The organism is Planococcus sp. ISL-110, assembly GCF_018613575.1.
Classification (GTDB): Bacteria; Bacillota; Bacilli; order Bacillales_A; family Planococcaceae; genus Planococcus.
In genome coordinates this window covers 41445-62109 of the sequence record NZ_JAGGPX010000003.1, presented here as the reverse complement: position 1 = coordinate 62109, position 20665 = coordinate 41445, and the positions used below count along the sequence as shown (strand labels likewise).

At 46.7% G+C, this 20665-nt stretch carries 25 protein-coding genes, 1 pseudogene and 1 other annotated feature (1 of these 27 running past the window's edge); of the genes and pseudogenes, 23 read left to right on the top strand and 3 right to left on the bottom strand.

Annotation, left to right across the window (positions count from 1 at the left end; all coding sequences use genetic code 11):
• Positions 1-51, top strand: a binding site (T-box leader); it begins 159 nt to the left of the window's first position.
• 41 nt (positions 52-92) lie between these two features.
• The 10 genes and pseudogenes from alaS (at position 93) to mtnN (ending at position 8709) form a co-directional block, all read left to right on the top strand.
• Entirely contained in the window at positions 93-2717 is a 2625-nt protein-coding gene (alaS, locus tag J7I83_RS00775) for an alanine--tRNA ligase (RefSeq protein WP_215098781.1), read from the top strand.
• An 89-nt stretch (positions 2718-2806) separates the two neighbouring features.
• A complete protein-coding gene (locus J7I83_RS00770) occupies positions 2807-3073 on the top strand; it encodes an IreB family regulatory phosphoprotein (protein WP_215098780.1) in 267 nt (88 codons plus the stop codon).
• Between the two features lie 2 nt (positions 3074-3075).
• Positions 3076-3492: a Holliday junction resolvase RuvX gene (gene ruvX, locus J7I83_RS00765; RefSeq protein ID WP_215098779.1), complete on the top strand. Its 417-nt coding sequence runs from the start codon at positions 3076-3078 to the stop codon at positions 3490-3492.
• Between the two features lie 13 nt (positions 3493-3505).
• Positions 3506-3814: a DUF1292 domain-containing protein gene (locus tag J7I83_RS00760; RefSeq protein ID WP_215098778.1), complete on the top strand. Its 309-nt coding sequence runs from the start codon at positions 3506-3508 to the stop codon at positions 3812-3814.
• Positions 3815-3939: 125 nt separating this feature from the next.
• Entirely contained in the window at positions 3940-5064 is a 1125-nt protein-coding gene (mltG, locus tag J7I83_RS00755) for an endolytic transglycosylase MltG (protein WP_215098777.1), read from the top strand.
• 90 nt (positions 5065-5154) lie between these two features.
• The gene (locus J7I83_RS00750; RefSeq protein ID WP_215098776.1) at positions 5155-5760 is read left to right on the top strand and encodes an O-methyltransferase; all 606 of its coding nucleotides are present in this window, start codon (positions 5155-5157) and stop codon (positions 5758-5760) included.
• A 27-nt stretch (positions 5761-5787) separates the two neighbouring features.
• Positions 5788-6420, top strand: a pseudogene (udk, locus tag J7I83_RS00745) (uridine kinase); the annotation flags it as partial.
• An 81-nt stretch (positions 6421-6501) separates the two neighbouring features.
• Entirely contained in the window at positions 6502-6978 is a 477-nt protein-coding gene (greA, locus tag J7I83_RS00740; protein WP_215098774.1) for a transcription elongation factor GreA, read from the top strand.
• A gap of 143 nt (positions 6979-7121) precedes the next feature.
• Positions 7122-7850, top strand: coding sequence for a DUF1510 family protein (locus tag J7I83_RS00735; protein ID WP_215098773.1), 729 nt, complete (start codon positions 7122-7124; stop codon positions 7848-7850).
• A gap of 154 nt (positions 7851-8004) precedes the next feature.
• The gene (mtnN, locus tag J7I83_RS00730; protein ID WP_215098772.1) at positions 8005-8709 is read left to right on the top strand and encodes a 5'-methylthioadenosine/S-adenosylhomocysteine nucleosidase; all 705 of its coding nucleotides are present in this window, start codon (positions 8005-8007) and stop codon (positions 8707-8709) included.
• Between the two features lie 65 nt (positions 8710-8774).
• On the opposite strand, the gene pssA is transcribed toward mtnN, so the two are convergent.
• Positions 8775-9314: a CDP-diacylglycerol--serine O-phosphatidyltransferase gene (gene pssA, locus J7I83_RS00725; protein WP_215098771.1), complete on the bottom strand. Its 540-nt coding sequence runs from the start codon at positions 9312-9314 to the stop codon at positions 8775-8777.
• A 95-nt stretch (positions 9315-9409) separates the two neighbouring features.
• Between pssA and J7I83_RS00720 the strand changes: the two genes are divergently transcribed.
• The 12 genes from J7I83_RS00720 (at position 9410) to J7I83_RS00665 (ending at position 18836) form a co-directional block, all read left to right on the top strand.
• Positions 9410-10183 carry a phosphatidylserine decarboxylase gene (locus J7I83_RS00720; RefSeq protein WP_215098770.1) on the top strand — a complete coding sequence of 258 codons (774 nt, stop codon included), beginning with the start codon at positions 9410-9412 and terminating at the stop codon, positions 10181-10183.
• 38 nt (positions 10184-10221) lie between these two features.
• Positions 10222-10743, top strand: a complete 522-nt coding sequence (locus tag J7I83_RS00715; RefSeq protein ID WP_215098769.1) for a YqeG family HAD IIIA-type phosphatase — start codon at positions 10222-10224, stop codon at positions 10741-10743.
• A complete protein-coding gene (gene yqeH / locus J7I83_RS00710; protein ID WP_215098768.1) occupies positions 10740-11843 on the top strand; it encodes a ribosome biogenesis GTPase YqeH in 1104 nt (367 codons plus the stop codon). Before J7I83_RS00715 ends, yqeH begins: the two co-directional genes overlap by 4 nt.
• An 11-nt stretch (positions 11844-11854) precedes the next feature.
• Positions 11855-12682 carry a shikimate dehydrogenase gene (gene aroE, locus J7I83_RS00705; protein WP_215098767.1) on the top strand — a complete coding sequence of 276 codons (828 nt, stop codon included), beginning with the start codon at positions 11855-11857 and terminating at the stop codon, positions 12680-12682.
• Positions 12669-12968, top strand: a complete 300-nt coding sequence (gene yhbY / locus J7I83_RS00700) for a ribosome assembly RNA-binding protein YhbY (protein WP_215098766.1) — start codon at positions 12669-12671, stop codon at positions 12966-12968. The genes aroE and yhbY overlap by 14 nt, the downstream gene beginning before the upstream one ends.
• On the top strand, positions 12965-13543 hold the full coding sequence (locus tag J7I83_RS00695) for a nicotinate-nucleotide adenylyltransferase (RefSeq protein WP_215098765.1): 579 nt from the start codon (positions 12965-12967) through the stop codon (positions 13541-13543). Before yhbY ends, J7I83_RS00695 begins: the two co-directional genes overlap by 4 nt.
• Positions 13521-14096, top strand: coding sequence for a bis(5'-nucleosyl)-tetraphosphatase (symmetrical) YqeK (yqeK, locus tag J7I83_RS00690; RefSeq protein ID WP_215098764.1), 576 nt, complete (start codon positions 13521-13523; stop codon positions 14094-14096). Before J7I83_RS00695 ends, yqeK begins: the two co-directional genes overlap by 23 nt.
• Positions 14093-14431, top strand: coding sequence for a ribosome silencing factor (gene rsfS, locus J7I83_RS00685; protein ID WP_215098763.1), 339 nt, complete (start codon positions 14093-14095; stop codon positions 14429-14431). The genes yqeK and rsfS overlap by 4 nt, the downstream gene beginning before the upstream one ends.
• Complete coding sequence (locus J7I83_RS00680) at positions 14428-15153, top strand: class I SAM-dependent DNA methyltransferase (RefSeq protein WP_215098762.1); 726 nt, start codon at positions 14428-14430, stop codon at positions 15151-15153. The genes rsfS and J7I83_RS00680 overlap by 4 nt, the downstream gene beginning before the upstream one ends.
• Positions 15154-15379: 226 nt before the next feature.
• Positions 15380-15910 carry a helix-hairpin-helix domain-containing protein gene (locus J7I83_RS00675; RefSeq protein ID WP_353048215.1) on the top strand — a complete coding sequence of 177 codons (531 nt, stop codon included), beginning with the start codon at positions 15380-15382 and terminating at the stop codon, positions 15908-15910.
• An 80-nt stretch (positions 15911-15990) separates the two neighbouring features.
• Positions 15991-16563, top strand: a complete 573-nt coding sequence (locus tag J7I83_RS00670) for a ComE operon protein 2 (RefSeq protein WP_215098761.1) — start codon at positions 15991-15993, stop codon at positions 16561-16563.
• Positions 16564-16667: 104 nt separating this feature from the next.
• Entirely contained in the window at positions 16668-18836 is a 2169-nt protein-coding gene (locus tag J7I83_RS00665) for a DNA internalization-related competence protein ComEC/Rec2 (RefSeq protein WP_251047368.1), read from the top strand.
• Between the two features lie 85 nt (positions 18837-18921).
• Here J7I83_RS00665 and J7I83_RS00660 read toward each other — a convergent pair whose 3' ends face one another.
• Positions 18922-19056, bottom strand: a complete 135-nt coding sequence (locus tag J7I83_RS00660; protein WP_006828710.1) for a YqzM family protein — start codon at positions 19054-19056, stop codon at positions 18922-18924.
• 157 nt (positions 19057-19213) lie between these two features.
• Here J7I83_RS00660 and holA point away from each other — a divergent pair, with 157 nt between their 5' ends.
• Positions 19214-20242, top strand: coding sequence for a DNA polymerase III subunit delta (gene holA / locus J7I83_RS00655; RefSeq protein WP_215098759.1), 1029 nt, complete (start codon positions 19214-19216; stop codon positions 20240-20242).
• A gap of 53 nt (positions 20243-20295) precedes the next feature.
• On the opposite strand, the gene rpsT is transcribed toward holA, so the two are convergent.
• Positions 20296-20544, bottom strand: a complete 249-nt coding sequence (gene rpsT / locus J7I83_RS00650) for a 30S ribosomal protein S20 (RefSeq protein ID WP_215098758.1) — start codon at positions 20542-20544, stop codon at positions 20296-20298.
• Positions 20545-20665: the final 121 nt, after the last annotated feature.

Genomic DNA, 20665 nt, shown 5'->3' with positions numbered 1-20665 from the left:
ATGGTCCGTGTAACTAGGGTGGTACCGCGAATTAAAGCCTTCGTCCCTTTTTTGGGATGGAGGCTTTTTATTATGCAGAGGAGGAAAAACAGATGAAAAATTTAAAAGCTGAAGACATCAGACAATTATATCTCGATTTCTTTAAAGAGAAAGGCCATGACCAGGAGCCGAGTGCCCCGCTTGTGCCTTTTGAAGATCCGTCTTTATTGTGGATCAACAGCGGCGTGGCCACCTTGAAGAAGTATTTTGATGGCCGTGTCATTCCTAAAAACCCGCGGATCGTCAACGCACAAAAATCGATCCGCACAAATGATATTGAAAATGTCGGCAAAACAGCACGCCACCATACGTTCTTTGAAATGCTCGGCAATTTTTCCATTGGTGAATACTTCAAGACGGAAGCGATCCACTGGGCATGGGAATTTTTGACTGACGACAAATGGATCGGCTTTGATGCTGAGAAATTATCGGTGACCATCCATCCGGAAGACGAAGAAGCTTATGGCATTTGGTTGAACGAAGTCGGCGTGCCGGCTGAACGCATCATCCGCCTGGAAGGCAACTTCTGGGACATCGGCGAAGGGCCAAGCGGACCCAACTCTGAAATCTTCTATGATCGCGGCGAAAGCTACGGCAACGACTTGAACGATCCTGAATTGTATCCGGGCGGTGAAAATGACCGTTACCTGGAAATCTGGAACCTGGTCTTTTCGCAATTCAACCACAATCCGGACCATACTTATACGCCGCTGCCGAAACAGAATATCGATACGGGAATGGGCTTGGAGCGCATAGCTTCTGTCGTTCAGGACGTACCGACCAACTACGATACCGATCTGTTCGTGCCGATCATCCGGAAAACCGAAGAGATTTCCGGCAAGAAATACGGTGAAGATGCCAATATGGACATGGCTTTCAAAGTGATTGCCGACCATATCCGCACCGTGGCATTTGCGATCGGTGACGGAGCGTTGCCGTCGAATGAAGGCCGCGGCTACGTATTGCGCCGCCTGTTGCGCCGGGCTGTCCGCTATGCGAAAAAACTGGGCGTCGAGAAACCGTTCCTGTTTGAATTGGTTCCGGTTGTCGGCGATATCATGAAAAGCTTCTATCCGGAAGTGAACGACAAGCAGGACTTTATTGTCCGTGTCATGAAACTCGAAGAAGAACGTTTCCACGAAACCCTTCACGACGGATTGGCAATTTTATCATCGGTCATTGAAAAGCAAAAAGCGGCTGGACATTCACAAATTCCGGGTGAAGATGCATTCCGCCTGTATGACACATACGGTTTTCCGGTTGAGCTGACAGAGGAATACGCGGAAGAAGAAGGCATGACGATCGACCACGAAGGGTTTGGGGCAGCGATGCAGGCTCAACGTGACCGTGCAAGAAAAGCGCGCCAGAATGTCAATTCGATGCAGACCCAATCCGAAGTACTGGGCAATATCAAAGAAGCCAGCGAATTTATCGGTTATAGCCAAACGGTATCGGATGCCGATGTGCTGTTCATCATCAAAGACGGCGAACTGGCAGACAGCGCGCACGAAGGCGAAGAAGTTCAGGTTATCCTGGATCAGACGCCATTCTACGCGGAAAGCGGCGGGCAGATTGCAGACCACGGAACCTTGCGCAACGATTTGGTGCAAGCGGCAGTATTGGATGTCAAAAAAGCGCCAAACGGCCAGAACCTGCATTCTGTGCGCGTGGAGACCGGGGAATTGACGAAATCGGCCGTCCATGCACAGGTGGATGCGTCTGAACGCCGCCACACAGTGAAAAACCACACTGCGACACATTTGCTGCATCAAGCGTTAAAAGATATTCTGGGTACACATGTCAACCAGGCAGGATCGTACGTAGGTCCAGACCGTCTGCGTTTTGACTTCTCGCATTTTGGCCAGGTGACCAAAGAAGAACTGGAGACGATCGAGGGGATTGTCAACGAGAAAGTATGGGACGGCATTGCAGTCCAAACCGGCTACCACAATCTTCAGGAAGCAAAAGAAAGAGGTGCGATGGCATTGTTCGGCGAGAAATACGGCGATGTTGTCCGTGTTGTTGAAGTCGGGGGCTATTCACTGGAGTTATGTGGCGGCGTCCACGTGGCCAATACTTCTGAAATCGGTTTGTTTAAAATCGTTTCTGAAGGCGGCATCGGTGCCGGCATCCGCAGAATCGAAGCAGTGACTGGCAAAGGCGCATACGACAGCCTCAAAGACAGCGAACAGATTTTGGAACAGGCTTCAGGGCTTCTGAAGTCTTCTCCAAAAGACATCGTCCAAAAAGTCCAGTCTGTCCAAGCGGAAATGAAATCGCTGCAGCGTGAAAACGAGTCGTTGCTTGCAAAAATATCCAATGCACAATCTGACGATATTCTGGATAGCGCGCAGAAAGTCGGCGATATTACAGTCTTATCCGTCAAAGTGGAAGCGAAAGACAATAACCAGCTGCGCCAGATGATGGACGACCTGAAAACGAAAATCGACAAAGCGGTCATCGTTCTCGGCGCAACAGATGGAGACAAAGTCATGCTGGCTGCTGGCGTTACAAAAGATTTGGCTGGCGGGAACTACCATGCAGGGCAAATCGTCAAACACGTTGCAGAACTTTGCGGCGGAAAAGGCGGAGGCCGTCCGGATATGGCGATGGCTGGCGCAAAAGATGCCGGGAAATTGGAGTCGGCGCTCCAATCAGTTTACAGCTTAGTGAAATAGGTTTAATAAATCTGCGCTATCGGTTATAATGAAAAATAGACAGCGGGAGCAATTATTCTTATTTAAAATCCGAAAGCGAGGTGCTTGTCGTGAGTTCATTTGATCGTACTATGAAATTCGATTCGTCTGATGAGTCGATGGAGCAGGAAGTAAAGCAAGTCATGCTCCAAGTCCATGCTGCACTTGAAGAAAAAGGCTATAACCCGATCAATCAGATTGTCGGATATTTATTATCAGGTGATCCGGCTTATATTCCTCGCCATCAGGATGCGCGAAATATGATTCGCAAAATAGAACGGGATGAAATTCTGGAAGAGCTTGTAAATTTCTACATCAAGAAGAATAACGAGGAATAATGATGCGTATAATGGGACTTGATGTCGGTTCGAAAACAATCGGAGTCGCAATCAGCGATCCGATGGGCTGGACAGCCCAAGGAATCGAAACCGTCAAAATAAATGAAGCGATCGAAGAATTTGGAATGGTTCGCCTTGGTGAGCTGATCAAGCAATATGAAGTGACCGAAGCGGTTGTCGGTTACCCGAAAAACATGAACAATTCAATCGGACCGCGCGCTCAAGCATCTGAAAGATTTGCAGCTTTGCTGAAAGAAGCGTATAGTATACCGGTGGTCCTATGGGATGAACGGCTTACAACGTCGGCAGCAGAGAAGATGTTGATCTCCGCAGATGTCAGCCGTAAAAATCGCAAAAAAGTGATCGACAAGATGGCAGCAGTCATGATTTTGCAGGGCTATCTTGATTTTAAAAAATAATGAGGTGACGCAAATGGAACACGGACAAGAGCACATTACAGTCGTTGATGAAAACGGCAACGAACAATTATTTGAAGTATTGTTTACATTTGAATCAGCTGACTTCGGAAAATCATACGTTTTGTATTTCCCGGTAGGCGCTGAAGAAGATGAAGAAGGCGAGATCGAAATTCATGCATCTTCTTTCACTGAAAATGCTAACTCAGACGAAACAGTAGGCGGGGGCGAGCTTCTCCCGGTTGAAACTGATGCAGAATGGGACATGATCGAAGAAATGTTGAACACGTTCCTTGACGAAGAAGAAGAAAACGAAGAGCTTTAAAAATGAAAGGACGGAATTGATTGCTGATTCCGTCTTTTTCTTTTGTGCGATTTTCTTGTATACTGATAGAAGTTGAACATTAGCAGTCCAACTTCTGCAGTACAGAAAAGCTAGGGGGGGAACCCGTGGAGAAACAGTCAAAAAAAGAGATCATGTTCGAACGCATGACAGAAAAGAAGAAGGAAGTGAGAGTCGTCCGACGCATCGTATTAATAGTCGCGCTGGTTTTGTTGATCATCATCGGAATCGCAGGCTTTCAAACCTATAGTTACGTCACCAATGCACTAGAACCGGTTGACCCCGATTCAGAAGAAGTGATTACCGTTGAAGTGCCGATCGGTTCAAGTCTGGACAGCATTGCAGCATTGCTTGAAGAGAACGGTGTCATCAAAGATGCACGAATCTATAAATACTACGTGAAATTAAACAACGAGTCCGAATTCCAGGCAGGGACATACGGCTTGCTGTCATCTATGACCTTGGATGAAATTACGGAAAGCCTGAAAACTGGTAAAGTATACCGGGAGCCGCTCTTTACGATCAATGTCCCGGAAGGACTGACGGTGGAGGAAATTGCCGAAAATGTCATTGCCGAGAAAACCTCGTTTACGGCTGAGGAATTCCTGGAGAAGATCCAGGATCCTGCATATCTTGACGAACTGATGATCAAATATCCTGATTTATTGTCAGATGAAATACGGGGCGAGGATATCCGTTATGCACTCGAAGGATATCTGTTCCCGGCCACTTACCCCATTTATGAAGAAGATCCTTCGCTGACCCTGTTGATTGAGCAGATGCTTGATACGGCGCAGGCCAATGTCATGCAGTACCAGACCGTGCTGGACGAGCTCGATCAATCGCCGCATTGGCTGCTGACATTCGCTTCCTTGCTGGAAGAAGAAGCAACCGCGCAGGCAGACCGCCAGACCATTGCCAGTGTCTTTTATAACCGTCTGGATGATGATATGCCGCTGCAAACGGACCCGACAGTCATCTATGCAATGGGCGAGCACAAAGACCGGTTATTCAATACAGATTATGAATTTGAACATCCTTACAGCACCTACCAGAACAAAGGGTTGCCGCCAGGGCCCATTGCCAACGCCGGAGGGTCTTCGATCGAAGCAGTGCTGGACCCTGCTGAAACCGAATACTTCTACTTCCTGGCTGATTCGACAGGTGAGAACCATTTTGCCAAAACCTACGAAGAGCATTTGGCCAACCGGGATGAATATATCGGAAATTAAGACTACCGAGAAGGAAGCACCTCGCTTTCCTTCTCTTTTTATGGTAAGATTTGAAGTAATTTTTGCTGGGCCGAAAAGGAGCATTTCAGTATGGTGAATGAACGATTATCAGCGACGCTTGAAGCGATTCAAGCTTATGCCGCTGCGCAGCATGTACCGATTATGGAAGAGCAGGGCATACATGAACTGGTGGAGCTATTAAAAGTTCAGCAGCCTGAAAGGATCCTTGAAATTGGATCGGCTATCGGCTTTTCAGCGATTAAAATGGCTGAGTCATTGCCGTTATGCACGATAGATACGGTTGAACGCGATGATCCCAGGTACCGGAAAGCGGTTGAGTTTATTGCGCAGTCGGGATTTGGGGATCGGATACGCATTTTCCATGCAGATGCGCTGGAGCTGTCTTTGGCTGACCTGAAAAAAAAGTATGACGCCATCTTTATAGATGCAGCAAAAGGACAATACGAACGCTTTTTCGACAAGTACGAAGAGCTTGTGCCAAAAGGCGGAATCATATATTGCGATAATATGGCCATGCATGGACTTTCAGATTTGCCGTTGTCGGAAGTACCGAGAAGAAAGCGGACAATGATCCGCAACTTGGCGGCCTTTAAAGAGCATATGCTCAATCATCCCTGCTATGACACGGAATTATTGTCATCGGGAGACGGCATTATGATCTGCAGGAAAAAATGAATACACTAAAAAGAGGTTTGCAAGGAGCTAAACAACATGTCTAACAAACGGCCGGTCGTAATCGGGATCGCAGGGGGTTCGGGCTCGGGGAAAACGAGTGTAACGAATTCCATCTATGAAGTATTTAAAGAAAACTCAGTGGTGGTAATCGAACAGGATTACTATTATAAAGACCAAAGCCATTTGGCCTTTGAAGAACGCCTGGAAACAAACTACGATCACCCATTGGCATTTGATACGGATCTGCTGATCGAGCATATCAACAGTTTGCTTGAGCGCCAGCCAATTGAAAAACCGGTCTATAATTATGCCGAGCACACGCGTGCAGAAGAAACGGTTCTCATTGAAGCAAAAGACGTTATTATTCTGGAAGGGATTTTGGTGCTGGAAGATGTACGCTTGCGTGAATTGATGGATATCAAATTATTCGTCGATACGGATGGCGATCTGCGCATCATCCGCCGTCTGCTGCGCGACATCAACGAACGGGGACGGACCATCGATTCCGTCATCGAACAATACTTGACCGTTGTCCGTCCGATGCACAATCAGTTTATCGAACCGACAAAACGCTATGCGGATGTCATTATTCCCGAAGGCGGCCAGAACGAAGTGGCAATCGACTTGATGGTTACAAAAATCAAAACTATTCTTGAATAGATTGCTAAACTATAATATGATGAGACCAGACTGACGGATGCACAGAGGCATCCATGTCAGCAGTTGAAGGAGTGGGAAGAAATGGCTAACGAAAAACAATTTCCGATGACAGCTGCAGGAAAGCAGAAGTTAGAAGATGAACTGGACTTTCTGAAAACGATCAAACGCAAAGAAGTGGTTGAACGAATTAAAATCGCCCGCGATTTCGGTGATTTATCCGAAAACGCTGAGTATGACTCCGCTAAAGAAGATCAGGCTTTTGTAGAAGGGCGTATTTCAACACTTGAATCTATGATCCGCAATGCGGTTATCATTAATGAAAATGAATCAAATAAGGATATCGTTCGTTTAGGGACGACGGTTACATTTATAGAAGTTCCAGATGGTGATAAAGAATCCTACACAATCGTTGGATCAGCAGAAGCGGATCCTTTAGAAGGCCGCATTTCAAATGATTCTCCTATTGCAAAAAGCATGATCGGCCGCACAATCGGTGAAAACGTCAAAGTGTTGACACCAGGCGGAGAAATGGAAATCAAGATTCTTTCAATTACGTGATCGAGCGGCCATTCTGTAAAAAGGATGGCCGTTTCTCATTAAATAGGCTTTAAGTGAAACGGGAAATGAAACAAAATTATCGTTGAAACGTCAAATTTGTCATACTGGATTTATGGTAAACTATTTAGAAAGGGGGACATCCAATGACTAACGAAGAAAAACCGTATCCCTCTCGTTTGAAGAAAAAGAAAAACCGGTCAAATTCCATTTTGAATATTATGATCGGCTTGGTATTTGCATTGATTCTCATCATAGGAGTATCCATGCTGTTTAGTGGAGGGGACGATCAGGCTCAAGATCCTGAGGCAGTAACGATTTCACCTGAAACTCAAGATCAAACGAGCGGCTCCGGAGACAGTGAAGGCGAAAGCGCCGGCGCTGAAGAAGAACCGGAAGAAGATACTGAAGCGTCTGATGAAGAAAAAGAAGCGGCAGAAAAAGCTGAAAAAGAAAAAACCAAAAAAGAAGCAGAAGAAGCTAAAAAAGCTGAAGAGGAAAAAGAAGGGTCTGTCACAAAAGGCGGAACCATTACACGTGAAGACTCAAGCGATCCGATTGTGGAAGAAACCATCATCAACACTAGCTGGGAGCCGGTTGGCACAAAGCAAAAAGGTGACCATGTCTCTGTCTACCAAAAGGATTCTGCAGACTGGAACGAAAAAGTCAACGCTGTTTCCTATGCGACAGGGCTTGATGCCAATAATATGTATGTCATGATGATCAAAAATGGCGGCGGTCCGCAGAAGTCAATTGCGACTGTGCAGTCTAAAGATGAGTCTGAAAAATACCGTGTCCACATGGAATGGGTAGACGGCGAAGGCTGGAAGCCAGTGAAGATGGACGTATTAAAAACGCTGGAAGGCGCCTATTGATAAAGGCGTCTTTTTCTTTGCTATAATGGGGTATTGAAAATATATAAGTTGAACTAATTATTTATAATAGGGACTCTTCTGCTGCGGATATTCCGCAGGAAAGCGTCCGCTTATAAGGATAAGATAAATTGATTATGAAATGAGGAATGGCAAAATGAAAATCGGTGTAATTGGTGCAATGGAAGAAGAAGTTCAATTATTGAGAAGCAGATTGGAAAATCCCCAAACTGAAGAAATCGCTAAATGTGAATTTACAATGGGTACATACGAAGGACAGGAAATCGTCTTGCTGAAAAGCGGTATCGGCAAGGTCAATGCAGCGATGTCGACAACGATTCTTCTGCAGCAATACAAGCCGGATATTGTCATCAATATCGGTTCGGCAGGTGGTTTTGATGAGGAGCTTGAAGTTGGCGCCGTGGTTATTTCAGACGAAGTCCGTCACCACGATGTGGATGTCACCGTCTTCGGCTATGAAATGGGCCAGGTTCCTCAATTACCGGCAGCTTTCACTTCCAATGAAGAATTGATCGAGCTGGCGGTCAAAGCTGTTAAGGAAATGGGCGAGCATGATTACGCGGTCGGCCTGATTGCAACGGGGGATTCGTTCATGAACGACCCGGAGCGCGTTGCAAAAGTACGTGAATATTTCCCATCGATGAAAGCTGCTGAAATGGAAGCGGCAGCTGTCGCTCAAGTCTGCTATCAATTTGACGTAGCATTCGTGGTCATCCGAGCTTTGTCTGATATTGCCGGAAAAGAATCTTCTGTGTCATTCGATGAGTTCCTGCCGATGGCAGCTAAGCATTCAACGGAAATCGTCTTCAATGTAATCAGCCAGCTGGCTGCGCGCATTTAAGCTCGTAACCAGCATAGGCCAAAATAAAAAAGCTGAGGACGTTTTCTCAACGTCACTCAGCTTTTTTATACTTTTCTTAAGGTGAAGGTACTGACCATCAATAACGAGCAAATGACGAACAGGAACATGTAGACGACCGGAGAAAAAACCGCCAGCCCGAAATAGGATAAGGTGATGATCGTGCCGGCTGCGGTGATCGGCAAACCGGTAAAATACCCCGTAGCGTCTGAGATATTGAAACGTGCCAGCCGAAAACCGCCACACGAAATATAAAGTACAGTAAAAACCATTCCGATAAAACCAAAGTCCGACAAGACAAGCTGATAAATTAAAATTGCGGGGGCAACACCAAAAGATATTATGTCGCTCATCGAATCGAGCTGTTTGCCTAAATCAGATTCCTGATTGAACTTTCTTGCCACCATACCGTCAAAGCGGTCCAGAAAAGCCGCAATAAATATAAATAGCACACTATAGCTATAAGATCCATTTAAAGTGGCCATGAGTGAAGCACCACCAAACAGCATATTGCCGATTGTGATGGTATTAGCGGTCTGCGACCTCAGCTTTTTTATGGTGTGATCCATTCTTTCTGTAATTAACAATGGAAAACACTCCTTCTTTTTTGTAAACTTGTTCACTCTATTATACTGTGAAAGGTCAAAAAATGGTAGACTATTTTAGCAACGGAGGCTTCTCTATGAAAAAATATCTGTACCAGCGTTCAATCGAACTGACGAACGGAGCTTTTACTTCGAATCTGATTCGACAGTTTGCTCAATCCAAAAACAGCCGCAGGTTTATTCCAGGCTATATTAAAGCCTATCAAATCTTAGTGGATGAAGTCGAAGCGCCCATGGATTCTTTTCCAACGCTCCATGACTTTTTTGTCCGGAAATTGACTGCCGACAGCCGGCCGGTTGCTGATGCGCCGGTGGTTTCGCCCGTCGATGGAAAAATCGAAATTGCTGGAGACATGAGGGAAGGTACCCAGTTTCTGGTGAAAGGCCAGTCCTATTCCTTAGCTGACCTGCTGGGGGACAAAGCATTGGCGGACCGGTATCAGTCCGGTAAGTATGCAGTGCTGTATTTATCCCCTGCTGATTATCACCGGATCCACAGTCCGGCAGACGGAACAGTGAACAAGCAATATGTACTCGGAAAAAAATCGTATCCAGTCAATGCAGCTGGATTACAATATGGAAAAGCGCCAATCAGCGGCAATTACCGCATGATCACTGAGCTGGAAACGGCATTCGGCATGATGCTGGTGGTCAAAGTCGGTGCCATGTTCGTTAATTCCATCAAGCTGACCGAAAACGGCAGCGAGTGGCGAAAAGGTGAAGAAGTGGGCTATTTTAGTTTCGGTTCCACCGTTGTCCTGTTTTTTGAAGAGGATTCCATCAAATTTGTCGAAAATATGTCCGTTGGCCAACGGATCAAGGTGGGAGAAGCGTTAGGAAATATGATATAATCAATAGCATTAAGTTCGGAAAACAGGAGTGGGTTGCAGTGTACCAGAATTTTGTACCAAGCCAATATGTAAAAGAAGTTTTTGACATCAAGCCGGAAACATTGATCGAAAAGAATATTAAGGGCATCATCACGGATTTGGATAATACCCTTGTGGAATGGGATCGTCCGGATGCGACGCCGAAATTGATTGAATGGCTGAAATCGATGAAGGATGCCGGCATCCAGGTAGTGATCGTTTCCAACAATAAAGAATTGCGCGTCAAGTCGTTCGCGGATCCTTTGGGAATTCCATTTATTCACCAGGCTCGTAAACCGATGGGGCGTGCTTTCCGCAAAGCGCTTCGGATCATGGAAGCAAAGCGCGAGCAGGTGGTGGTGATCGGCGATCAGATGCTGACGGATATTTTCGGCGGCAATCTGAACAAAATGCATACGATCCTGGTGTTGCCAGTGGCTCAGTCTGATGGCTTCTTCACACGCTTTAACCGGAGGGTCGAACGCAGAATCATGAAGAGATTGAAAGATAAAGGACAATTGATGTGGGAGGAAGAAAATTGAGTGAAATACCAACTTGCATCGGATGCGGTGTACAGATTCAAACTGAAAACAAAGAAGAGGTAGGATACGCTCCGCCGTCTTCATTGGAAAAAGACGAAATTATTTGCCAGCGCTGTTTCCGCCTGAAGAATTACAATGAACTTCAACCGGTTTCTTTGACCGATGACGATTTTCTTCGTATTTTAAACGGATTAGGGGAACGTGATGGATTAATTGTGAAGATTGTCGATATTTTTGACTTTAACGGCAGCTGGCTCCCGGGCCTTCACCGTTTTGTCGGAAACAACGATATCTTGCTGATTGCCAATAAAGCGGATTTGTTGCCGAAATCGGTCAAACAGCATAAATTGATCCATTGGATGAAACAGGAAGCCCGTAAACTGGGGTTGCAGCCAATTGATGTTTTGACGGTCAGTGCCCATAGAGGAACTGGAATTGCGGAAGCCATGGAAGCGATAGAGAAATACCGAAAAGGCAAAGATGTCTATGTGGTCGGCTGTACGAATGTCGGCAAATCGACTTTCATCAACCGCGTCATCAAACAGGCAACTGGACAGGCGGATGTCATTACGACTTCGCATTTCCCAGGAACCACACTGGATATGATCGAAATTCCATTGGATGACAAACGTTCATTATTCGATACACCAGGCATCATCAACCATCATCAATTGGCCCATCATCTTCAAACGGCAGACCTCAAGCAGATCATGCCTAAAAAAGAAATCAAGCCGCGGGTTTTCCAGTTGAATGCAGAGCAGACGCTATTCATTGGCGGATTGGCGCGCTTCGACTTTATTCAAGGGGAACGCTCGTCCTTTACGGTCCATATCGCCAACGACCTGCCGATTCACAGGACTAAACTGGATAATGCAGATGCTTTGTATGAGCAGCATCTGGGTGATATGCTGGCACCGCCTTCAGCAGAGTACAAAGATGACTTTCCGGAATTGGTCCGCCATGAGTTCAGCATCAAGGATGCAAAGACCGATATCGTCTTTTCCGGGCTTGGCTGGATTACGATTCAGCATGGCAATGCCGTTGTTGCTGCCCATGCACCTAAAGGTGTAGAAGTTCTGTTGCGCCCATCTTTGATCTAGGAGGTTTTTAGATGAAGAAATGGTACGCGGTGATCGGTGATCCGATCGCCCATTCCCTATCCCCATTCATGCACGATACATGGTTCGAGGAACACGGCATTGATGCGGCTTATATCCCGATTCATGTGGAACCGTCGCAGCTGGAAAAATCGTTCGAAGCCATGAAGATTTTGGGCATCAGCGGTTTTAATATCACCCTTCCGCATAAGCAATCCATCGTGCCGTTTCTTGGCAGGCTGGAAGAAAGCGCCATGCAGATGAATGCCGTCAATACGGTGAGTTACGACGGAACCCATTATATCGGCTCGAATACCGATGGCGATGGTTTTGTTCGGTCAATGCTTGTCCATCCTGTTGATAAAGCATCAAAAGTACTGCTTATCGGAGCTGGTGGTGCGGCGAGAGGCATCGCTTTTGCCTTAAAGCGCGCAGGATTCACGGATGTCACGATCACCAACCGGACATTCCGCCGTGCAGAGGAATTAGCCGCTGAAACCAGAGGTTCCGCTGTAACACTTGCAACGGCCGAAGAGCGCATGAATGAGTTTACAGTTATTATTCAAACCACATCCGTCGGTTTGGCCGCGGGCGAAGCTTTGCCGATTTCCCTGGAAAGGGTCAATGCCGGTACTTTGGTGGCGGATATTATCTATAATCCACTTGAAACACCTTTTCTGAAAAAGGCTGAAGAAAAAAAATGCGTTACATTAAACGGTGTCGGCATGTTCGTCTATCAAGGTGCAATTGCATTTGAAAAATGGACAGGCGTACAGCCTGATACTGAAAAAATGATCAAATTGATCACAGAAAAACTAGGAGGCACTTATGTTAACAACTAAACAAAAAAGCTTTTTGAGAAGCGAAGCACATCATCTTGATCCGATTTTCCAGGTAGGCAAAGGCGGCGTCAGCGATACCATGCTCGTGCAGATCAAAGAAGCATTGGAAAAACGCGAATTGGTAAAAATCAGCATTCTTCAAAACAATGAAGACGGCAAAGACGAAGTGGCAAAAGCTCTTGCCCAAGGCACAAAATCAGAATTGGTTCAATTGATTGGCCATACTGTGATTCTTTATAAAAAGTCGGTCCATAACAAAAAGATTGAGCTGCCGGTTAAAAGATGAAAAAAGTGGGGATATTGGGTGGAACTTTCAATCCGCCCCATCTCGGCCATCTGATTATGGCCAATGAAGCGTACTATTCAGCCAAATTGGATGAAGTGCGCTTTATGCCTAATTTTATTGCGCCCCATAAAGAAGTGGCAGGAGCCAGTGCACGGCAGCGGCTAATGATGACCCAACTGGCGATTGCAGGCCATCCGCATTTTGGAGTGGAAGAGTTTGAAATCAACAGCGGCGGAGTTTCCTATTCTTTTGATACTTTGACGAAGCTGACCGAAAAAGAACCGGATACAGAATTTTATTTCATCATCGGGGGCGATATGGTGGAAGGTTTGCCTTCCTGGCATCGCATCGACGAACTGGTGAAGTTGATTCGCTTTATCGGAGTCAAGCGTCCGGGTTATAATACAGAGACTCCGTACCCGGTCATGATGATCGACGCGCCTGAATTGCTGTTGTCATCAACGATGTTGAGAGAACGCGCTGCTGCTGATCGGCCACTTACTTTTTTGGTGCCGGAAAAAGTGGAAGTGTTTATTCGAAAGGAGCGTTTATATGGATCACAGCCAAATGCTTGAGACCGTTAAAGAACGGCTTCCTGAAAAGCGCTTTACCCATGTGCTTGGCGTGGTGGATACGGCAATCGAGCTGGCCAGGGAATTTGGTGTTTCCGAGTCCGATGCAGAAATCGCGGCGATTCTTCACGATGTCGCGAAGTTTTCGGATCGTGACTGGATGAAGTCCATTATCGTCTCTGAAAAGCTGGATCCTCTATTGCTTGAGTATCATTCGGAGCTTTGGCATGCACCGGTAGGCGCTTATTTGGCGGAAACCGAATTCGGTGTGGAAGATAGAGATGTCCTTAACGCCATCCGTTACCATACGACAGGCCGCGAGGATATGTCCGATTTGGAAAAAGTGGTCTATATTGCCGACCTCATCGAACCCAACCGCAAGTTTTCAGGTGTTGAAGAATTGCGACAATTAAAAGAACAAGGATTGGATGTTATGATGGAAGCCTCGGTCAAACATTCCATCGAATTTTTAGTATCGAAAAATCAACCGGTATTTCCGGATTCACTGAAGTGCTACAACTACTTCGTGCAACAGAAAGGGAAAGTGAAAGAATGACTAAAGAAACTTTACTACAAGTGGCGTATAACGCTGCAGAAGATAAAAAAGCAGAAGATATCGTAGTCTTGAATATGGAGGGAATTTCGCTGTTGGCTGACTTTTTCGTTATCTGTACAGGAAACTCCGATCGCCAGGTTCAGTCGATCGCAAGAGCAATCATGGACAAAGCACACGAAGAGGGCCATGAAGTGAAAAGCATTGAAGGATTTGATTCTGCACGCTGGATTCTCGTCGATCTTGGCGATGTAGTGGCACATGTTTTCCATAAAGATGAGCGCTCGTACTACAACCTTGAACGCCTGTGGAGAGAAGCTCCGCAAATGGAAATATGAAATACGGGAAATTTGCCTCAGTCTATGATGGACTGATGGAGGATATTCCTTATGAAAAGTATGTGGAGTGGGTCGCGTCCTGCGTCCCATCCGGCAAGTTGCTGGATGTGGCGTGCGGAACCGGCACATTGTCACAGCTTTTTGCTGAATTGGGCTATGACGTGACCGCCAGTGATTTGTCAGAAGACATGCTGACGGTTGCCAATCAACGTTTCCAGGAAGCAAACCAAGCGATCCCGGTGCTTCAATTGTCTATGGACAACTTGGAGGGACTTGGCGGATTCGATGTTGTCACCATCGCCATCGATTCGCTGAATTATCTGCAGAGCGGCCAGCAGGTCCAGCAGACGTTCAAGGAAGTTCATGATGCATTAAATACGGGCGGCCATTTTTTCTTTGATGTGCATTCTGTGTTCAAAGTGGATGTGGTCTACATGGCCAGTCCATTTGTCTACGATGCAGAAGAAATCGCTTATATTTGGCATACAGAGCCGGGTGAAGCGGAGCACAGCGTGATTCATGATATGACTTTTTTCGTTCGCCACAATGATTTGTTCGAACGCTTTGAAGAAACCCATGAGCAGCAGACCTTCCCGGTCGAAGTTTATAAGAAATGGCTGGAAGCCGCTGGATTTTCCATTGAGTCGGTTACGGCCGATTTTTCGGATCAGGCACCGGACGAAGAAAGTGAACGTATTTTCTTTCATGCCAGAAAAAAATAAGATTGATCCAAACCATCTGCACCGTGCAGGTGGTTTTTTATGTATTTAAAAAGGATAGACAAAGACATTCCAATTATTATATAATTCAAACAGCTTCCATTTAATTGCCTTCTGAAGAAACGAGGAATGCCAGCTGAAACTTTCCCAGCTTCAGAACAAACCCGCATGGCTGCTGATCCCCGCTGCCGCTATTGCGCTGCTCTTAATTTACTTCTTTTTTCCACAAGTGGAGACAGAAACAACTCCTGCTACTTCTCTCGAATTGATCAACGCTGAATCCCCTCAGCAGACAGAAACCCCTGAAAAAGAAAATCCCGCAATTGCAGCAACATTGATGATCGATATGAAAGGCCAAGTGGTGAATCCGGGTGTCTATGAACTGCCGGCAGGTTCCCGCATGCAGGATGCCATCGATGCCGCTGGTGGATTTACGCCTGAAGCGGACAGCCGCGCCATCAATTTGGCATTGATCGTCGTGGATGAAACCAGTCTGTATATACCCGCAACCGGCGAAGAAACCGTTTTGCCTGCAACGGCACAGACTGTTTCAGAAGGTGGCAGCAGCCTGATCAACATCAATACGGCAACTGAAGCGGAATTGATGGAACTGCCAGGCATCGGACCTTCAAAGGCCGCTGCCATCCTGGCCTACAGGGACGAAGCCGGTAGCTTCAAGACCCCGGAAGAATTGACGGAAGTCACCGGCATTGGCGACAAAACCTTTGAACAATTAAAAGATCTCATCACCACTAAATAGAAAAACGCATAATAAAGGCTGTTGACGAAACTGTTGCCTCTGCTACACTTATTTTAACTACACAAGCAGGAGGCAATTAAATGAAGCGAATAACTTGGGACCAATTCTTCATGGCACAAAGCCATTTACTGGCACTCAGAAGCACGTGCACACGCCTGGCTGTCGGAGCGACCATTGTGCGCGACCGAAGAATCATGGCGGGCGGCTACAACGGATCGATTTCCGGTGGCGACCATTGTATTGATAAAGGCTGCTACGTAGTCGATGGACATTGTGTCCGGACGATCCATGCAGAAATGAATGCGTTATTGCAATGCGCAAAATACGGTGTCAGCGTTAATGGAGCCGATATGTACGTCAGCCATTTCCCGTGTCTGCAATGTACGAAATCGATTATCCAGGCGGGCATTTCCCGGCTGTATTACGCCACCGATTATAAAAACCATGAGTACGCCATCGAATTGTTGGAACAGTCTGGTGTAGAAGTGGTGCAAGTGGTATTCGATGAGCGGAAAATCGACTTTTTGAGTGTCGAAAAATCGGCTCTTTATGTGGAGATGCTGGAGAAATTACGTGAAAAAGGCGGAAGCGAAGAAGAATTGGCCCATTATAGCGAACGGGTGAATCAATTATTCGGAGAAATCGAAATGTAACAGCCACACATTTTTTATACCTGGCAGCGGCGACCGCTCTTGCCACATATGCAGCGCATGAAACAGCGGTTCAACTCGTGTTCATGGCGCTGCTTTTTTGTTGGATGTACTGGAAAAAAGAAAGCCCGGCACTGATTGTTGCTGTCGTTGTATTTGGCTGCGCTGTTTACCTGGTGCAGGATTTCCGCAGCCAGGATAATTATGACTACTCACAGCCTTATTCCGGAGAATTGACATTCCGTGCGGGTGCAGTCATCGACGGCGATAGCTTAAGAGGATTTGCGGCTTTGGCGGATGAGACAGTCGTCTATGCCCGTTACCGCGTAAGTTCAGAAAAAGAAAAGCTTCAAATGGAAAAACTGATGGATCAGTTGGTATTTCAGGTGTCTGGTGTTTTTGAAGCGCCCTCACCGCCTTCTCACCGCTATTCATTCAATATGGCCGACTACCTGAAGCACAATGGAGCCGCTTCGCTGTTAGCTGTCCAGTCGATTGACGGCGCTGAGGCGAACGATACGTGGACCAATCGGTTATTGGGCAGAAGAGATGCCTTGAAGCACCACATCCGTGAGCATTTTCCCGAAAGCCTGGTAGCGGAAGCAGAAGCCCTGCTGATCGGTGAACGGGAAAACATGGATCCTGAAGATCAGCGGGTGCACCAGACACTCGGCATCTCACATTTATTCGCCATTTCGGGATTGCATGTCGGAATTGCGTCAGGCCTGCTGTATGTGATTCTCATCCGTCTCCATGTCCGGAAAGAAACGGCAATCATCATTTTACTGATTGTTCTGCCGCTTTATGCGGTCATAGCAGGCGGAGCTCCTTCTGTTTGGCGTGCAGCCAGCATGGTGTCCGTCGTGTTGGCCGGAAAGCTGTTCGGTTTCCGGTTGCCTATTGCATCTATTATGTTAACAAGTATGGTTGTTTTCATGCTGTGGAATCCGTATGCCATGTATAAAATCGGATTTCAACTGTCCTACGGCGCGACATTCGGCATTATTTACTCATTGAAGTTTCTGGGCGGAATTCAATCCTCTGTCAAAACGGGATTTGCCATTACGTTCATCTCGCAGGTGACGCTGTATCCTTTGCTGCTGTTCCACTTTTATGAATTGTCGCTGTCGGCATTTTTGGTCAACAGCCTGTTTGTCCCTTTGTTTACTTTGCTCATCCTGCCGGCTAACTTCTTGCTGCTCCTTCTGACAGCCGTATTTCAGCCCGCCGCCGACTTTGTATTTTACTTTTATGAACCTTTGCGCGGGGGGATCGACCGATTCATGAGGTGGTTGGCTGGATTGCCCTATCAGCTGTGGAATCCAGGAAAGCCCGGTTTTGTTATGGTTTTTATACTGACAGCCAGTGTTTACTTGTTTTATTGCGTCGCTGAACGGAAATTCCGCTTTTGGCAGCTGCTGATTTTATTGATGCCGGCTCTGCTGTTCACTGCACTGCCTTATCTGGATCCGCGCTTGAAGGTGACTTTTCTGGATGTCGGCCAGGGTGACAGCGCACTGATTGAACTGCCTCACCGGAAGGCGATTTATTTGATTGACAGCGGCGGAGTTCTGCGTTTTGATACGGAAGCTTTCAAAGAGAAAAAGCGGCCATATGAAATCGGCCGGCAGGTTGTGGCACCTTACTTGAAAGGCAATGGCATCTCATCGATCGACGCGTTTATCATTTCCCATCCAGATGCGGATCATGCTGAAGGAGCCGAAGAAATCTTCCGGCTGTTTCCGGTCGATGAATTGCATCTGACACCGGGATCGGCATCGAATGCATTGATGGTCGAGCTGGCACCGGACGCGGCAGAAGCTCGAGTGGTCTTCCCGGGTGCCGGGTCGAACTGGACCGTCGGAGAGACGCAGTTTGCCTATTTGTCGCCAACGGATGCTGAGTATGAAGGCAACAACGATTCGCTGGTGCTGTTGATGAAGACTGGAGATTACCGGGTATTGTTTACTGGCGACCTGGAGGCAGGAGGCGAGAGGGAGTTGCTGGCGCCTTATGGCAGCGAACTCGCGGGGCTGACGGTGCTGAAAGTGGGCCATCACGGCAGCAAGACGTCCAGCAGTGAGGAATTTTTGGCTGTTCTCAAGCCTACTCTGTCGATTTTTTCGACAGGCGCAGACAATCGCTATGGCCACCCGAGTCCTGAGGTAGTGGAACGGTTTAATGAAATGAGACTCGATACGCTGAACACCGCAGAAAATGGCACTATCCGGCTGCTTTATGAAAAAGGGGAGTTAGAGCTGGAGACTATGCGTTAACCCTGATAAAGCTCTAGCAAACAAAAATTGTGCTGAACAGCAAAAAAAGGTTCCGGTCATATGACCGAAACCTTTTTTGATTTAATTACCGTGCTGCGAATTGTACAACTCCAGCGATGATAAAGATAAGGGCGAAAAATCCAAAGGATACGACAAAGCCCATACCAGCGTCGATTGCATCGTTACGCTTGGACTGTACATTCTGTTCAAATTCATTCATTGAAATCCCTCCTAATTCCTTCTAATTATAAGCGAAGACTACACAAAAATCTAGATTGAAGTAAACATAAAGAGATGAAATTATGCGTTGACACATATCTGACAAATACACAAAGCGGTGAAAATCCGATATAGTAGAGGGAGGGGAGGCTGATACGATGATTACTTCCGTGTGGAAATCCATGCGCAGCGGACAAATAGACCCTGTTTATCTCATTGTGGGAACAGAAAGCTATTTTATTGAAAAAACCTTGGACTTATTAAAAGATAAATTGACGGACGGCGGCGAACTGGAGCTGACTTTTTTTGATTTGGATGAAGTGCCGGTCGATCACGTCATCGATGAAGCGGATACCATTCCATTCTTCAGCGACCGCAAGCTGATCATTGCAAGGAATGCGTCGTTTCTGAAAGCGGCGGAGCGCGGCAAAGAAAAAATCAATCATGACCTGAAGGCATTGGAGGCCTGGCTGGAACATCCACCGGGCAGCTCAGTGACGATTTTCGTAGCGCCTTATGAAAAGCTGGACGAACGCAAAAAAGTTACCAAGCTGATGAAGCAGCACACTGTACTGGTGGAAGCTAAATCACTGCAGGTGAATGATCTGGAAAGCTGGCTGATGCACGAAGCGAAAAGTTTCGGCAAAGGCATTGACCTGAAGGCGGCTCGTCGGCTGATGGAGATGGCGGGCACCAACCTGACGCTGCTGTCTTCGGAAATCGAGAAGATGTCTCTTTACCTAGGGGCAGCAGAAGGCGATATCACGGTAGAGCTTGTGGAAGTGATGACAGCACGGACGCTTGAGCAGGATGCCTTCAAGATGCTCCAGTCGTATCTGGACGGCGATGTCAGCGGAGCGCTCAGCGTCTATTACGACCTGTTGCGGCAAAAAGAAGAACCGGTTGCGCTGACGGCATTGTTGGCTTCGCAGATCCGCTTTATGATCCAAGTGTATTATTTACAGAAAAAAGGCTATCACGCGCAACAGATCTCCAAGCAATTGAAAGCCCATCCTTACCGGGTCAAACTGCTGGTGGAAAAGCGCCAGCAGATTTCCGAAAAAAGGCTGCTGCAGGTGCTGGGTGATTTGGCGGCTATCGATCTGCAGCTGAAAACAGTCAGTGGCAATCGCGATCGCATCCTGGAATTTTTCCTGATGAAGCGCAGTGGGCATGCCAAGCGCTGAAAAATGCATAGAAAAAAGCCGGTTCCCCTGGAGGAACCGGCTTTTTAAATGTTTTACGCTTGTTTCATCAAGCGAGCTTTTTTACGAGCTGCAGTGTTTTTATGGATCAAGCCTTTAGAAGCCGCTTTTTCCACCTGTTTAATCGCCGCTTTTACAGTATCGCTAGCGTTATCGTCTTTGTTAGTCAAAGCTGTTTCAGCTTTCTTAATAGAAGAACGCATTGCTGATTTTACATGTGAGTTTTGAACATTTTTAGTGTCGTTCGTACGCACACGTTTGATTGCAGATTTAATGTTTGGCATATCTTTCACCTCCTAGACAATATGAAAGAGAGGAAATCATCCCAACTCTTTAATGTCTCTATACAACATGAGTTATTTTATCAAATCAGCGAAAGGAATGCAATAGTTACGTGCAAAGAAG